The 15,312-nt window shown below is 55.8% G+C and carries 15 protein-coding genes; 14 read left to right on the forward strand and 1 reads right to left on the reverse strand.

Going from position 1 to position 15,312, the window contains the following annotated elements; translation table 11 throughout:
* The 13 genes from ACTVJH_RS09830 to ACTVJH_RS09890 form a co-directional block, all read left to right on the forward strand.
* Positions 1-522 (forward strand): ribosomal RNA small subunit methyltransferase A (locus ACTVJH_RS09830; protein WP_455989888.1); only part of this gene is annotated, 522 nt, incomplete at its 5' end.
* A 312-nt stretch (positions 523-834) separates the two neighbouring features.
* On the forward strand, positions 835-1,107 hold the full coding sequence (locus ACTVJH_RS09835) for an HU family DNA-binding protein (RefSeq protein ID WP_455989890.1): 273 nt from the start codon (positions 835-837) through the stop codon (positions 1,105-1,107).
* A gap of 16 nt (positions 1,108-1,123) precedes the next feature.
* Positions 1,124-1,315, forward strand: a complete 192-nt coding sequence (locus tag ACTVJH_RS09840) for a hypothetical protein (protein WP_455989892.1) — start codon at positions 1,124-1,126, stop codon at positions 1,313-1,315.
* Positions 1,316-1,496: 181 nt separating this feature from the next.
* Positions 1,497-1,697 carry a 30S ribosomal protein S21 gene (gene rpsU / locus ACTVJH_RS09845; RefSeq protein WP_069860142.1) on the forward strand — a complete coding sequence of 67 codons (201 nt, stop codon included), beginning with the start codon at positions 1,497-1,499 and terminating at the stop codon, positions 1,695-1,697.
* Between the two features lie 266 nt (positions 1,698-1,963).
* Complete coding sequence (locus tag ACTVJH_RS09850; protein WP_455990013.1) at positions 1,964-4,258, forward strand: endonuclease MutS2; 2,295 nt, start codon at positions 1,964-1,966, stop codon at positions 4,256-4,258.
* Positions 4,259-4,374: 116 nt separating this feature from the next.
* Positions 4,375-6,078 carry a DNA primase gene (gene dnaG, locus ACTVJH_RS09855; protein WP_455989894.1) on the forward strand — a complete coding sequence of 568 codons (1,704 nt, stop codon included), beginning with the start codon at positions 4,375-4,377 and terminating at the stop codon, positions 6,076-6,078.
* Between the two features lie 109 nt (positions 6,079-6,187).
* Entirely contained in the window at positions 6,188-7,948 is a 1,761-nt protein-coding gene (rpoD, locus tag ACTVJH_RS09860; protein WP_455989896.1) for an RNA polymerase sigma factor RpoD, read from the forward strand.
* Positions 7,949-8,091: 143 nt separating this feature from the next.
* Complete coding sequence (locus tag ACTVJH_RS09865; protein WP_455989898.1) at positions 8,092-8,796, forward strand: thermonuclease family protein; 705 nt, start codon at positions 8,092-8,094, stop codon at positions 8,794-8,796.
* A gap of 188 nt (positions 8,797-8,984) precedes the next feature.
* Positions 8,985-10,343 carry a Trk system potassium transporter TrkA gene (trkA, locus tag ACTVJH_RS09870; RefSeq protein ID WP_455989900.1) on the forward strand — a complete coding sequence of 453 codons (1,359 nt, stop codon included), beginning with the start codon at positions 8,985-8,987 and terminating at the stop codon, positions 10,341-10,343.
* Positions 10,343-11,788: a TrkH family potassium uptake protein gene (locus tag ACTVJH_RS09875; protein ID WP_455989902.1), complete on the forward strand. Its 1,446-nt coding sequence runs from the start codon at positions 10,343-10,345 to the stop codon at positions 11,786-11,788. Before trkA ends, ACTVJH_RS09875 begins: the two co-directional genes overlap by 1 nt.
* 16 nt (positions 11,789-11,804) lie before the next feature.
* Positions 11,805-11,990, forward strand: coding sequence for a hypothetical protein (locus tag ACTVJH_RS09880; RefSeq protein ID WP_455989904.1), 186 nt, complete (start codon positions 11,805-11,807; stop codon positions 11,988-11,990).
* Between the two features lie 8 nt (positions 11,991-11,998).
* Positions 11,999-12,934 carry an AEC family transporter gene (locus ACTVJH_RS09885; RefSeq protein ID WP_455989905.1) on the forward strand — a complete coding sequence of 312 codons (936 nt, stop codon included), beginning with the start codon at positions 11,999-12,001 and terminating at the stop codon, positions 12,932-12,934.
* Between the two features lie 5 nt (positions 12,935-12,939).
* Entirely contained in the window at positions 12,940-13,722 is a 783-nt protein-coding gene (locus ACTVJH_RS09890; protein WP_455989907.1) for an HD domain-containing protein, read from the forward strand.
* On the opposite strand, the gene ACTVJH_RS09895 is transcribed toward ACTVJH_RS09890, so the two are convergent.
* On the reverse strand, positions 13,687-14,922 hold the full coding sequence (locus ACTVJH_RS09895) for a BPL-N domain-containing protein (RefSeq protein ID WP_455989909.1): 1,236 nt from the start codon (positions 14,920-14,922) through the stop codon (positions 13,687-13,689). The two genes, ACTVJH_RS09890 and ACTVJH_RS09895, sit on opposite strands and share 36 nt — an antisense overlap.
* Here ACTVJH_RS09895 and ACTVJH_RS09900 point away from each other — a divergent pair.
* Positions 14,902-15,282, forward strand: a complete 381-nt coding sequence (locus tag ACTVJH_RS09900) for a hypothetical protein (RefSeq protein ID WP_455989911.1) — start codon at positions 14,902-14,904, stop codon at positions 15,280-15,282. The two genes, ACTVJH_RS09895 and ACTVJH_RS09900, sit on opposite strands and share 21 nt — an antisense overlap.
* The last annotated feature ends 30 nt before the right edge of the window (positions 15,283-15,312 follow it).

The raw sequence follows: 15,312 nt of genomic DNA on the forward strand, positions 1-15,312 counted from the left end.
GGGGACGGACTTGATTTTGTCTGGGAAAATCTCGGGGCACTGCCCTCCCTCAAACTCGTGGGCAACCTTCCCTATAACGTGGCCTCTCCGATTATGTGGGAGGTGTTCAGCCGGGTCAGACCGTTCACCGCCTGCTGCTTCATGGTTCAAAAGGAGGTCGCCCAGCGCCTCGTGGCCCAACCGGGATCCAAGACCTATGGCGGGCTTTCCGTATGGGTGCAGACCTTTACGATTCCCCGAATTCTCTTTCATGTCTCCCCCCATTGTTTCCATCCGCGTCCCAGGGTAGATTCCTCAGTGGTATGGTTTGACCAGCGTCCCTTTGTCTCGGTCGATAGCGAAAAATTGGCACGGACCATCCATCTCTTGTTTCAAAAACGCCGCAAGCAACTCGGAACCATCCTCAAGCCGTTGTGGACAAATAATATCGATCGATGGTTGGAAGATGCTCGTGTGGATCGGCGGGTTCGTCCTGAAGATCTCACCACGGAACAGTTTGCAGGGTTGTCCCGATGTTTGTGAAAACAACCCGGGAACTCTTGTCATACCCAAATTTTCCTTGACTTTAGGAGCGAAATTTTGTTCTTGCCGAAGAGTCGCGCGGCACGAAACCGTTTGCGTTCATTGATCAGGCAGGCTCTCGAAAAAACGATTGGGTGTGGACAGAGGAAAAACTTTGCTCTAGGAAACGACTTGGTCGTGCCGTCAGACTGGGACTACATCGGTTCCACGGCTATACGGTGACGTGTGATCCGGTTTGGATATACAATATTTTTTCGTTCATGATCGTTAGTTTATGCAAATGATCACTTTCTATTCAGGAGGAAGAGACTGATGACAAAAGCTGAGTTGGTAGCCAAAATGGCAGAGAAGGCCGAGTTAACCAAGGCCCAGGCCGAAAAAGGTTTGAACGCCTTTCTTGAATCCGTACAGGAGACCTTGGTTTCCGAAGGAAAACTGACCCTGACCGGTTTTGGCACCTTTGTTGTTGAGGATCGCAAGGGCCGCAAAGGCCGCAATCCCCGGACCGGAGAAGAGATCGAGATTCCCGCAAGCAAGGTTGTCCGTTTCAGACCTGGCAAGCTTTTGAAAGAAGCCGTCAAGTAAATCCTCTGGAGGCATCATGATTCCCGGCGAAACTGTTCACAGTATGCTCCCCCAGGATCTGCCCTGGTGGGCACCCGATCATGCGGTATTTTTTGGTGTTCTGTACACCGTCCTTTTTGTCATCGGCTCAGGGCTCGGCATTGTTTTTCTGCAGTCAATTCTCGAGACAATCAAGGAAGCCCGCAAGGAAGAGGCGTCAACCAGGTAGCACTCTCCACGTGAGCCTTGAGGTGGTGCCGGGTCATGTCTTTGCGGACTTGACCAGGGAGAACATCCAGATACCAAAGAGGAAACCTTCTGCTGAAGGTTTCCTCTTTTTTTGCTTGCCAAAGGAGATCTTTTTAGGTATCTGCCATCCTTTCCAAATTTACGAGGGGGAGGTGATTCTATTGCCAGGAGTTGTATTAGGCGACAACGATACCTTTGATTATTCGCTCCGCAAGTTCAAGAAGCAGGTCGAAAAGGCCGGTATTCTCTCCGAACTCAAGAAGCGTCAGCATTACGAGAAGCCCAGCATCCAGAAGAAGAAGAAAGAGGCTGCCGCCCGTAAGCGCTTGATGAAAAAGATGCGCAAAATCCAGATGATGTAGGGCACATGCTGCGTTTTTCTATCTGCGATATTGCTCGACCTGCACCCGTTCCGGCATGTACCGGGGCGGGTGTACTTCATGCTGGAACCAGCCATTTTCCCCACTATTTTTTAGCTCCATTCGTTTTCCCGGGCTCGGCACGATTGCCGTTTCCCTGACCGGTTTGTTTGCAGGCCGATTATGGCCTGTCCAGCTTCACGGTGGAGTGACGAATCCTCGTTCACATGCCGCACCCACAGATTCACAACCTTGCTTCCCCCCATTTTATGGAATCCAGAACACTGACTTTGTTGGATTATCCCAAAGTTCTCGAATTGCTGTCCGGCCACGCCCTGTCTCCTGCCGGCAAACGGGCCTGCAGAAATCTCGTGCCGTGCGAAGACCACGGCAGCCTGATTAGAGAGTCCCTGCTGCTCACCCAGGCTGTGGCCTGGATCGGCGAGACCGGCCATGTTTTTCCTGAATTTCCCGAACTCGACGGGGTGCTCGCGTTTGTCAGCCAGCCAACGGCTGTTTTGGACAAGGATGGGTTGTGGGCCCTCTCCAGAATGCTCGAGGCCGCCAAGACGGGACGGGACGTTCTTCTGACATCCGGGGCGGATCGCTTTTCCCTCCTTGTGGACGCTGCCAAGGAGACGGAGTGGCCCTCCAGATCATGGTCCGGGCTCAAGCGGTGCGTGGGTAACGATGGGGAACTCAAGGACGAAAGTTCTCCGGGACTGTATTCCGTTCGCCAGGAGATGCGTTCCATCCTGACCCGGTGTACCCGCAAGGTGAACGATTTTTTCGGAGACAAGGATGTCCTTCATTTTCTGCAGGACGAATTTCTGACCATCTCCTCGGACAGGTATGTCCTGGCCGTTAAATCCAATTTCAAGGGCAAGATCAGGGGCAGTGTCCATGATTTTTCCCAGACCGGAGAAACCTGTTATATTGAGCCCCTTTTCCTCGTTGAACTGAACAACCAGGTCAGGGATCTCAAACAGGAGGAGCGCAGGGAGGAGCGGGAAGTACTTTCTTGGCTCACGGATCTTGTGCGCCAGGAGCTGACACGCATCCAGGGGTGCTATGACTGGCTGGTGAGGATGGACCTGCTCCAGGCCAAGGTTCGCCTCGCAGATGCCCTGGACGGGATCGTTTTGTCCATGGAGGACGGTGCGCCCCTGGCCCTTAAAAGTGCCCGTCACCCCCTGCTTGCCTTGCAGAACAGTGATGTGGTGCCTGTGGATATCGTACTCGCACCCGGACAGAGGGGACTGATTGTCAGTGGCGGCAATGCCGGGGGAAAGACGGTCAGTCTGAAGACCCTCGGGTTGATCACTCTCATGGCCAAGGCGGCCCTGCCGGTGCCCGTGGCTCCGGAAAGCCGGTTGCCGTACATCGATCAGGTCTGTGTTTCCATGGGTGACGAGCAGAGTCTCGAGGACAGCCTGAGTACCTTCACGGCCCAGATCAGCCATTTTGCCAGGCTCTGGCCCCAGATCGGTCCGGATACCCTGGTCATTTTGGACGAGTTTGGTATGGGCACGGATCCCAGCCAGGGGGCGGCCCTTGCCCAGGCAGTGGTCGATGGTCTGCTCGAACGGGACAGTTTTGTGGCCGTGGCCACACATTTTCCGGCCCTCAAGGTCTATGGACTGACCAGGGACCGGGTTCGGGCGGCATCGGTGCTTTTTGATCCCAGGACCAAAAAACCCTTGTACAAGCTTGTTTATGATCAGGTAGGTGCGAGCCAGGCCCTGGATGTGGCCAGGGAACAGGGGCTCGATGCGTCCATTCTGGCCCGGGCCGAGGAGTATCTCCTTCTCGAAGGCGGAGATACCAGGGATATATTCAATAGACTTAACGCACTGGCCGATAGTAAGGAAAAGGAGCTCGAGCGGCTCGCAAGGCGCGAGGCTGTTCTGGAAGAAAAATGGGAGCGCCGGCAAAAGCGGTTTGAGCGTGAGCGTGAGGAACTTCTGGGGGGCCTGACGGCTCGATCCCAGGAAATTGTCCGCACCTGGCGCGAGGGCCGGCTGGGTCGCAAACAGGCCCTCAAGGAACTGGCCGATGCCCGGAAACAGATTGCACCAGCTTCCGGAACCACAAAGAGCCAGGAAGGGCTTGCGTGGAGCGATCTTGCCCCGGGCAAGCGGGTTTTCTACACCCCCTGGGATAAGAACGCCATTGTCGAGGCCCTGGATGAGCGCCGGGGCCGCATCAAGATCAATGCCGGCGGATTGGCTGTCTGGGTCGGAATTGAAGATCTGACCGAGGATCGTCACCAGCAGAATCAGACACCCGGGTACACGGTCAAAAGCAAGCCGGTATCCGGCTCGACACTCCGGCTGGATCTTCGCGGGATGCGCGCCGACGAGGCCAGGGCCAGGCTGGAATCCTTTCTGGACACCGCGATTCTCAAGGGTGGCGGCGAGCTGGAGGTCATTCACGGCAAGGGGACCGGGGTGCTCAGACAGATAGCCCACGAAGTCCTTGAAGGGTTCCCCGGGGTGCAGTCTTTTGCCATGGCCGATGCCGATGAGGGTGGTGGCGGTATGACCAGAGTTGTATTGGACTAGCAGGAATGATGGGGACGCGGGAGACATGCCATAGGGTGGTTTTCTTGTTCCGCAGATGATCATCTTTTTGTATTCTCCATCTCCACATCTATGTATTGACTTTTTTACGGGACCCCATGGCGAGATTCGATTCAAGCACATTGGAGGCCATCAAGGCCAGGATCGACATCCTCGATCTGATCGGCCGCTATGTGGAACTGCGGCCTGTGGGGGAGAACTGGGTCGCACCCTGTCCCTTCCATCAGGAGACCAAACCGTCTTTTTCCGTGAGTCCTACGCGGGGGTTTTACTATTGTTTCGGCTGTCAGGCTGCCGGAGACGTGATCGAATTCTACCGGGCCATCAACGGACTCAGTTTTCCCGAGGCCGTGGAGCAGCTCGCCCGGGAGGCCGGAGTGGAACTTCGGCCCGAGACCCCGGGGGGCTACAAAAAGCGGGAGCTCAAGGCCGAATGTTTCGAACTGCATGCTCAGACGCAACGGTTTTTTCGTAACGCCCTTGCCGCACGGGGTGCTGAAAAGGCCCGGGCCTATCTTGCCAAGCGAAACATCTCCCGGAAAATCCAGGAACAATTCGGTCTTGGCTGGGGGCCGGATTCCTGGAACGCCCTTAAAGATCATCTCCATCAGCTTGGATACCCCGAAGATGCCGGGGTTACGGCGGGACTGCTTTCCAGCAATCAGTCGGGCCGGATGTACGATCGGTTCCGTGGGCGGATCATTTTTCCCATTCACAATCTTGCCGGTCAGGTCATTGCCTTTGGCGGCAGGGGAATCGAACCGGACCAGGAACCCAAGTATCTCAATTCCAGCGAGACACCGATTTATACCAAGGGGGATCATCTCTACGGATTGTTCCAGGCCCGCCGGTCTGTCTCCAGTGAAAAATCCGTGCTTCTTACCGAAGGGTATGTGGATGTTCTCACCCTGCATCAGCATGGATTCTCCAATGCGTGTGGTGTGCTTGGCACAGCCTTGACACCCCGTCAGGTGCATCGGCTGGCTGGTCTGGCCAAAGAGGTGGTCCTGCTTTTTGACGGTGACAGGGCCGGCCGAAAGGCAGCCGTCCGCAGTGCCCTGATGGTACTTTCAGAGGGTGTGAGCTGCCGTGTTGTCATGCTGCCCGATGGGGAGGATGCGGATTCAATGCTCAGGGACCAGGGCAGAGAGGTTTTCGCCGATCTCCTGATAAATGCCAGGGACGGCCTTGCCTTCTGCCTTGGGGTGGTTAAAGAGAACGAGTCTCCCAAAGAGGTCATGCGCTGGGCTATTTCCTTCATCCAGGGGTTGAAGGAGGTTTCCTGGCAGGCCTTTTATATTCCCAAGATAGCCGAAGGGCTCGGTGTCTCGGAAAAGGAACTCCGTCAGGCCATCGGCCGTCCAGGGGAGGCCGGCCAGGGGCGGGGTGCCGACCGGCTGCATCTGTGTGGACCGGCCCAGCGAGACCGTGAACTTTTGTCTTTTGCCATCAGGTTTCCCGCGTATCTGGACCGGTTGAAGGATTGTCATTTTCCCTCCTGCCTGTGCACGCAGCGGGGCAGGGAGTTCTGGGAAAAACTCATTCGCTACGGCCATGATCATCTGCTTTCCCACCTCGACGAGGGGGAACGAAGTTTTTTTGTCAAGTGCCGGATGCAGCAGGAAGTTTCCCCTGATGCAGGGAAAAAGGAGTGGGAAGGAATCGAGGAATTTATGGCCCGCAGTATGTCCAGGACACGTCAGAAGCATTTGAAGATGGCCCTGGCCAGGGCCCAGCAGGACGGTGATCTGCAGGAGGTCAAGCGGATTCTTTCGCAGTTACAGGATATCATCGTCCATTAATGACCACAACCCGGGCCGACACCACGAACGACCGCAGATGACAGGGGCAGGCGGGGCGTTTTTTGGGTGGGGGGCCGGATACATACGGAAGGTTTCGCAAGGGGGTAGGATGAGCAACATCAAGGATGTGCAACAGATCAAGGAACTGATCGCCATCGGCAAGAAAAAGGGGTTTCTGACCTTCGAGGAACTCAACAAATCTTTGCCGGCAGAGGTGACCAATAGTGATCAGATCGAAGAGGTCATCTCTATTTTCGATGCCATGAATATCGCCATTGTCGACGAGAAGGTCGGAAAGACCCTCGAGGCCAAGGGCGATGTTGTGGATGATAGTGAGGGCGAAATCGAGCTTGCCGAAAGTGAAGATGCCGTGGATTATCCTACCCGGAGCAATGACCCCGTGCGCATGTATCTTCGGGAAATGGGTTCGGTGGGACTTCTCGATCGGGAGGGTGAGGTGTATATCGCCCGAAAGATCGAGGCAGGGGAGTTCGAGGTCATGTATTCCCTGGTCGAGGTTCCCGTGGCCGTGGAAGAACTCATTCAGGTGGGTGAAGATCTGCGCAACGGTCGGATCAAGCTCAAGGACGTGGTCAAGACCATCGAGGAAGACGACCCCTCTGAAGAGGAGATGAACCAGCGCGAGCGGGTGATCAAGCTGCTTGAAGAGGTCAGAAATATTTATCGCAAGAAACGCTCCGTCTATGAAAAGCTCGATGAATGCGCCCGTATCGACCGACGTGTTTATGGCCTGCAGAACAAGATCGTGGAGTACAAGAATTCAGTGGTCCAGTGTTTGCGTGACATCAAGCTGGACAAGAATCTGCTCGACCGGATTATCGAGACTGTGGGCGATTATGTGCGCCAGATGCATAATTGCCGCCGGGATCTTTCCGCATACATTCTGTCCATCGGCAAATCCAAGGAAGATATCTTCGAATTGTTCGACCAGATGGAAAAACGGCAGATCAATCCCGTGGCTGCTGCCGATTCCCTGAACATGACCGTTGAGGAGCTTTTTTCCTTCAAGGAAATGGTCCATGGCAAGATCGAGATCCTGCAGCGGTTGCAGGAAATTTGTATGCATGACGTCGGAGATCTTGAAGAGATTCTCTGGAGGGTGCGCAAGGGCAATCAGGATGCATTGAACGCCAAACAGGAACTCATCCGGGCCAACCTGAGACTTGTGGTCAGCATTGCCAAGAAGTACACCAACAGGGGCCTGCAATTTCTCGACCTCATTCAGGAAGGAAATATCGGCCTGATGAAGGCGGTGGACAAATTCGAATACCAGCGGGGGTACAAGTTTTCCACCTACGCGACCTGGTGGATCCGGCAGGCCATCACCCGGGCTATTGCCGATCAGGCCAGGACCATCCGTATCCCCGTGCATATGATCGAGACGATCAACAAACTCGTTCGGACCTCACGCTACCTTGTTCAGGAACTTGGGCGTGATCCCTCGCCTGAAGAGATCGCTGAACGGATGGATTACCCCATCGACAAGGTCAAGAAAGTTCTCAAGATCGCCAAGGAGCCCATTTCTCTTGAAACCCCCATCGGTGACGAGGAGGACAGCAGCCTGGGCGATTTCATCGAGGACAAGAAGGCCGTGGCCCCGGCCGAGGAAGTCGTCTGCACCAAGCTTTCGGAACAAATCGCCTCGGTGCTTTCAGATCTGACCCCGCGTGAAGAGCAGGTTCTTCGCAAGCGTTTCGGAATCGGTGAAAAGTCCGATCATACCCTTGAGGAGGTCGGCAAGCTGTTCAACGTGACCCGCGAGCGTATTCGGCAGATTGAGGCCAAGGCCCTGCGCAAACTGCGCCATCCCATTCGCAGCCAGGGACTCAGGTCCTATTACGAGTCCTGATAGACTGTTGTAAGATGAAATCATGAAAAAAAGGCAGCTTTTGGCTGCCTTTTTTTCATAATGCCGCCCGCTCGTATCGTATTTTTCGCAGTTGCCAATCCACATTTCATGAGGCATGCATCACGGTTGTGGCGCTCTGGAGCGTGGAACAGGTCTTACTTGACGACTTTGGCTCAACTCACCCCATGTACAAGAAGATTTTCACAGCCTCGATAGGTTCACTGATCCTTGGGATCGCTGTCTGCATTTCCCTGGCGTCAGCTGCGGATTGGACGATCAGTGTTCGTTCTGTTCCTGACGGGGATACGCTGTTTTTGACCTCGGGTGAAAAACTGCGGGTCAAGGGGATCGACTGCCCGGAGATGGGCCATGGGGGGAGCCCCTCTCAATACTATGCCAAAGAGGCCAGAGGCTATCTGTGGCGGCTTGTCCGAGGTCGGCAGCTGCGCGTTGAGACCTCGGAAATGGGAGCTGATCGATTTGGACGGATCGTTACCCATGTCTATCTTCCCGATGGCAGGTCCATCAGTCATGTCCTGGTTGAAAACGGGTATGCCTTTTGTTTCCCGCATGGGAAACACCCCGGCAGGGACCATGATGTTCTGCTCACAGCCCAGCAGCGGGCCATGAACGGGTTACGCGGCATGTGGGCCCGGATTTTACGCATACCCGCTGCGGCCGAGCCATACGTGGGAAATACAAATTCCCATCGGTTCCACACCCGTGAGTGCCCCTACGGCAAACAGATCAGTCCAAGAAACAGAACGTCTTTTTCAAGCCTGCGGCAGGCCTTTTATGCGGGGTTTGCACCCTGTCGATCCTGCACCCCCTGGCCGGAGGCGCGGTAAGCATCAACGCATCACGTGGAGTTGTCAGGCGAATACTCAGCCTGCCTCGTTTGGGGCATGCCAGGCAGACACATAAAGAGATCCCGGAGTATGTTCCAGGCGGGATTTCTTTTTGACTGCCCTCCGCCTTCTGTCCTCCAAAGCAAAGGGGCAGGTTATGGTCTGCGCCCGTTTCTCAGAGGTATGCTTTGAAGATCATTATTGTCGGAGCCGGCGAGGTCGGGTTTCATTGCGCTCGGCGTCTTGCCTCGGAAAACAAGGAAGTGGTTGTCATTGATCGGAATTCCAAGGTGCTCGGTCGACTGCAGGATGCCGTGGATGTCCAGAGCCTGGAGGGTTCGGGGAGCAATCCGGAGGTTCTCAAGCGGGCCGGGATCAAGGATGCGGATATCTTTCTGGCTGTGACCGACAGTGACGAGACCAACCTGACGGCATGCACGTTTGCCAATCTCCTTGCCCCGGGGATCACCAAGCTCGCCCGAATAAGAAATCAGGATGTTCTTGCGTATCAGGACATTCTGAACCGGGAACTTCATCTGGGCACGATCATCAATCCGGAGGTCGAGGTGGTCAAGACCATCTCGAGTCTGCTCGGGACCCCCGGAGCCACGGATCTGAGTGAATTCGCCGATGGCCGGATCAAGCTTTTGGGGGTGTGGATCGGCGAGGACAATGACCTGGTCGACACCCAGCTCATTAATCTTCGCAAGAAGATCGTCGATGTCAGGTTCATCGTTGCTGCCATCATCCGGGGAAGCGGGCTGATCATCCCCACGGGTATGGACACCATCCGTGCCGGCGATCTCATCTATCTGGCCTGCGAAGACAAGGATACCTCCACCCTGCTCAAGGATTTCGCTCCAGCCCGTGCCGGGTGGCGGGATGTGCTCATTGTCGGTGGCGGGAATATCGGTTTCAAGTTGGCCCTCGCCCTGGAAAAGATGTCCGTGAATGTCAAACTCCTCGATAGGAACAGCGACCAATGCGAGTTTTTGGCCGAGCATCTGGACAAGACGGTTGTGCTGTGCGGTGACGGTACGGACAAGGAGATCCTGGAGGAAGAAAATGTCAGCAGCCTGGATGCGGTCATCACGGTGACCGGGAGTGAGGAGACCAATATCCTGGCCTCGCTGCTGGCCAAGAGCATCGGGGTGAACAAATGCATCACTCGGATCAACAAATCCGAATATATCCCCCTGGTCCGGGCCATCGGGCTGGAACATGTCGTCAGCCCCAGACTTTCTGCCGTGAACAGTCTCTTAAAGCATGTCCGCAAGGGCAATGTCATCTCCTCGGTGGCCATCAAGGACGAGGCCGAGGCCCTGGAGGCCATCGCCGAGGACAGATCGGCCCTGGTGGGACGGCCGATCAAGGATCTTCCCTTCCCCCGGGGGGCCATTGTCCTGTGCATTGTGCGCGGGGACATTGTGATCATCCCCACGGGTGATGACATCATCAAACCCCGCGACCGGGTCATTCTGCTGGCGACCCGCGAGAGTATCTCCAGGGTGGAAAAGGCCCTTACCGTGACCCTGGAGCAGCTCTGATGCGTTGGGGGCAAACCTTGCACCTGGTGGGGGTCATTCTTGTTTTTGTGGGCCTGTCCATGCTCCTCCCGCTGGTTTTTTCCCTCTTTTACCGGGATGGCGGGATCTTTCCCCTTGCCATTGGTTGCGCCACAACCCTGTTGGTTGGCACAGGCCTCATTGTCGGGCTCAGGTCTGGCTCGCCCCGGGCATTGAACCACCGCGAGGGCATGGCCGTGGTCGCCCTGGGGTGGGCGGCTGCCGGATTGTTCGGGGCCATCCCTTTTTGTCTGGGAGGCATCGACTGCTTCACCGATGCGGTTTTCGAGTCGTTTTCCGGATTCACGACCACGGGTGCATCCATTTTAACCGATATCGAGGCCCTGCCCCGGGGACTGCTCATGTGGCGGAGTCTGACCCATTGGCTCGGGGGCATGGGGATCATTGTCCTTTCCCTGGCCATCCTTCCTTTTCTCGGGGTCGGAGGGATGCAGCTGTACAGGGCCGAGGTGCCCGGTCCCATCCCGGACAAGCTTCGCCCCAGGATCAAGGATACCGCCGTGACCCTGTGGAAGGTCTATGTCCTTTTCACCCTGGTCGAGGCCCTTTTGCTCATGTTCGGGGGCATGGATTTCTTCGACGCGGTGTGTCATTCCTTCGGGACCCTGGCCACAGGGGGCTTTTCCACCAAGAACGCCTCCATCGCCTGGTATGATTCCGCATATATCGACGGGGTGATCACCTTTTTCATGTTCATGGCCGGGATCAATTTTGCCCTTCATTTCAATCTGCTGCGCGGCAAACCCCTTTTTCTGCTCAAAGATCCCGAGTTCAGGTTTTTCGCCCTGCTCACCGCCCTGCTTGTCGCTGTCTGTACCGTGGTCAATTTCGGATCGGTCTATTCCTCTCTTGCGACATCCTTCCGGTATTCCGCATTTCAGGTTATCTCCATCCTGACTACCACGGGATATGGAACCTCGGACTACGAACTCTGGCTCCCCTTGCCCCAGCTTTTACTCCTTTTTTCCATGTTTGTCGGAGGATGTGCCGGATCAACGAGCGGCGGGATGAAGTGCATGCGGATCATGCTCCTTTTCAAGCAGGGGTATCGGGAACTTTTTCGCCTGATCCATCCCCGGGGAGTGAGAAACGTCAAGATCGGCGAGCGGCTGGTCAAACCCGAGGTTCTGAGCGGGGTCTGGGGATTTTTTGTCCTTTTTCTCGGATTGCTGGTCATCTCGACCCTGTTGGTTGCCGCTACCGGAGTGGATGTGCTCACCTCCATAAGTGCTGTCCTGGCATGTATCGGGAATATCGGTCCCGGACTCGGCAGTGTCGGTCCCACGGATAATTTTGCCCATATTCCGGTATTTGGAAAATGGGTTCTAACGCTTTGTATGGTTCTTGGCCGTCTGGAGGTCTATACGGTCATTGTGCTTTTTGTACCCGAATTCTGGAAAAAATAAGACATCGAGGTTTGATATGGAAGATTGGATAGAGGTGGAGCGGTTTGAGGCCATGGAAGACAAGCTCCAGGAGGAGATGCACCGCCTCGGGGAGATGGCCATGGATCTGGCCCTGAATCCCGGGGCGGTGATCAAGGCGGTTGAGGACGAGAATGGATTTGCCATTCTGGTACATAAGGTTTTTTACAAAAGTTTTACCTGAGCGTTTGTGTGTTCGCATCCATCGTTACCACCATTGCCCCTGTCTTCCTGGTCATGGGACTCGGCTACGGGCTCAGACGCAAGGGGTTGATCGGGGACAGATTTCTGACCGATGCCAACCGTCTGGTCTATTATGTCTGTCTCCCCTGCCTGCTTTTTGTGAAGATTGCCGAAGTTCCCTTGGACATGACCTTCAACCCCCTGCTGGTTGCCGGGTCCACCGGGGTGCTTCTCTGTATTTTCGGGGCAAGTTACGGGTTTGCCCGCATCATGGGATATTCCGATCAGGTGGTCGGGGTCTTCAGCCAGGGCGCGGCACGTGGGAACATGGCCTATATGGGATTGGCCGTGATCTATTACGGGCTGGGCGATGAGGCATTGGTACGATCCGGACTGCTGCTGGCCTGCCTGGTCCCTCCCGTGAATATCTGCTCGATCATGGTTCTTTCCATGGCCCGCTCTTCGTGCAAGGGGCGGGGGCTTGTGTTCTGGGTCAGGGAAATTTTTCGCAACCCGCTCATCCTGGCCGCCCTGGGTGGCATTGTGGCCGCTTTGTTCGGCTGGAGCCTGCCCGGGATCCTCGACAGGGGACTAGGGCTTGTGGTTGAAATGACTCTGCCCCTGGCACTGGTGGCCATTGGCGGCAGTTTTGCGCCTCAGCCAGTGAGCTTTTCTCCGGACGTTCTGTTGATCGCCTTGTTCAAGAATGTGCTCATGCCGCTGGCCACGCTTCTTTGTCTGGTCTGGCTCGGGGTCAGCGGGGCCGATCTTGCCGTGGGGGTCCTTCTCGCGGCCATGCCTACGGCCATGGTTTCCTATGTCATGGCCAGTGAGCTTGGGGGAGATACCCGGGTGGCCGGATCGGCCATTTTGATCTCCACCCTTGCATCGCTGGTCACCGTGGCGGGATGGTTGTTTGTTCTCAAGATGTGGTTTGAGGGATGATGGATATGCAGGCGTACAAGGAGTGGTTCGTGGCCTATGCCGGGCGGTTTTCGCAGGAAAGGGCCAGCGACCAGGAAAATATCGATCTCAAGGTGGATCATTCCCTGCGGGTACTTGCCGAGGCAACGGGAATAACAGAGCACGAAGCTTTCGAGCCGGATGTCGCCAGACTCGTTCATCTTTGCGCATTGTTTCATGACGTGGGACGGTTCAGACAGTACGATACCTTCAAGACCTATTGCGATCCCCTATCCGTGGATCACGGAGATCTCGGGAGGGAGGTGCTGGAATCCGAAGATATTCTCGATCAGCTTACCGAGAAAGACAGAGAGATCGTTCTCGAGGCGGTCAGGCTGCACAATAAAAAGGAACTTCCAGGGGATCTGGGCGAACCCCTTGGCCGAATCACCAGGGCGGTCAGGGATGCGGACAAGCTGGATATCGTTCCCGTGGTCCTGGCCAAGGTGGCCCCGGGGGCTCCGGACAATCCGGTGATCCGGCTGGGACTGGATCCTGATCCGGACAAATTCACCCCATCGGTGTTCGATCAGGTGGCGGCCAGGGAGATGGTGGAGTATACAGCCATGCGTTTTGTAAACGATTTCAAACTGCTTCTTGTTTCATGGTCCTACGGGCTGACCTATGGATGGACCAGGAAACAGGTGCTTGGGCGTGGCTATCTGGACCAGCTTTTTGGTCTTTTGCCCCAAAACGATGATTTTATCCGTCTGCGTGAGGGGCTGGTGCATGATTTACAGGTCGGGATCGCGGACCAGCAGCCAGAGTAACTGGTCCAGAGTGGTCAGAATGTCCCCGTACATGCCGCCGTACCCGGGGAAGCGCCCAAAAAGCCGGCTTCGCTCACTCTCCTGTCGGGGGCATCCGCTGGCAGCGGGAGAGGATGTGCCTTCGGCCGCCAGGACCAGTCGTTCGTGCATCAGATAGGTGCAGACCTCGGTCGTGAACCGGGAGGCCAGGGCCACGCATTTCGGACCTGTATCGCGCCAATAGGAGCGTGCCTCCTGCGTGGGAGAAGAGGCCAGGGCCTGCCTGATCATGGCATAGAGAAAATTGATCTGCGAACCCGGGATGCCGCGGCGCCAGCCGAGCAGCCAGGGCTGCCGCCAGGACATGAGGAAATTGTCCCGGGCCAAGGTGATGATCGTTTCGAGACATTCCCGGATTTCCAGAAGTTCCCGGTTGGCCCATTCGATATCCAGACGGCTGATGTCCCAGGCCGGAGATATTTTTTCGGGGATCATCAGGCCGTGGATCCGGTTTTCCAGGAGCAGGGCCAGCAGCTGATTGGCCTGCTCTGATGCCGGGGTCTCCAGGTGGACGTAGCTGAGTACATAGGAGCCCTTTCCGTAGGCCCCGCCGATAATGCACGGTTCGTTTTTAAGGGGTCCTGCGTCAAGTTTGATCCCGTAGATGGACTCCCATTTGGCAAGGTCTGCAGACGAACACTGCCCCAGGTTCAGGTCGGCGGCCCAGAAATCCCGGGCGGGCCGTTCGTATCGGGCTATGACCGTGACCTGGTGGTCGTCGTTGGGGCCATCGAATTGGGCCGGCCACCATGCAGGGAGCTTCAGGGTCCTTTCTCCGGGGGTTGCAGGCGGGAAGACCCTGGTATAAAGGTGTCCGCTGAAATTGGGAACGCGCTCCCCGTACGGTTTTTTGCCCCAGGAGCAGAGTTCCAGGTTTCGATGTTCCCCGTCGTGACACAGGCCGAGTCCGGCTCCCCCGCAGAATCCGATATAGTGTCCGCCTTGAGCGAGATACGTACGGATGGATTCTCTGCCCTCATGCCCGAGTTGCAGTGACTTGAGCCGGGCCCATCCCCCCGGAACAAGAAGAGCCGAGGGCGGGTTTTCGGACAGGATGCCATCCTTGATCTGGGAGGCCTGAATAATGGAGACCGGCAATTTCCATGCACTCAGGGTGTGCCGGAGCAGGAGTCCCCAGAGATGGGATTCGTCCCAGAGCATAAAGATGCGGCCGTTGTTTGTGTGCATGTCTTGGATGATACCAAGAGGTTAGCCCGGGAGCAAGCGACTCGACAAGAGAAAGAAAGGGCGCAGTGCACAGTGCTCAGTGCGCAGGAAAAGCAAGAGAAAGAAAGGGCGCAGTGCACAGTGCTCAGTGCGCAGGAAAAGCAAGAGAAAGAAAGTGCGCAGTGCACAGTGCTCAGTGCGCAGGAAAAGCTCAAGGACGTGAGAGGTTTTTTCAGGGCGTGGCAGACAAAGGAATTGGAGACAGACCTTTCAATCAGCGATAATTTCTCAAATCTCTTAAATCTCTTAAATTTCTCAAATTTCTTAAATTTTATAATTTCATCATATATTTAACCAGTCGATGTGTATTTTTTCGATAATGGA

The organism is Desulfoplanes sp. PS50, from assembly GCF_053851535.1.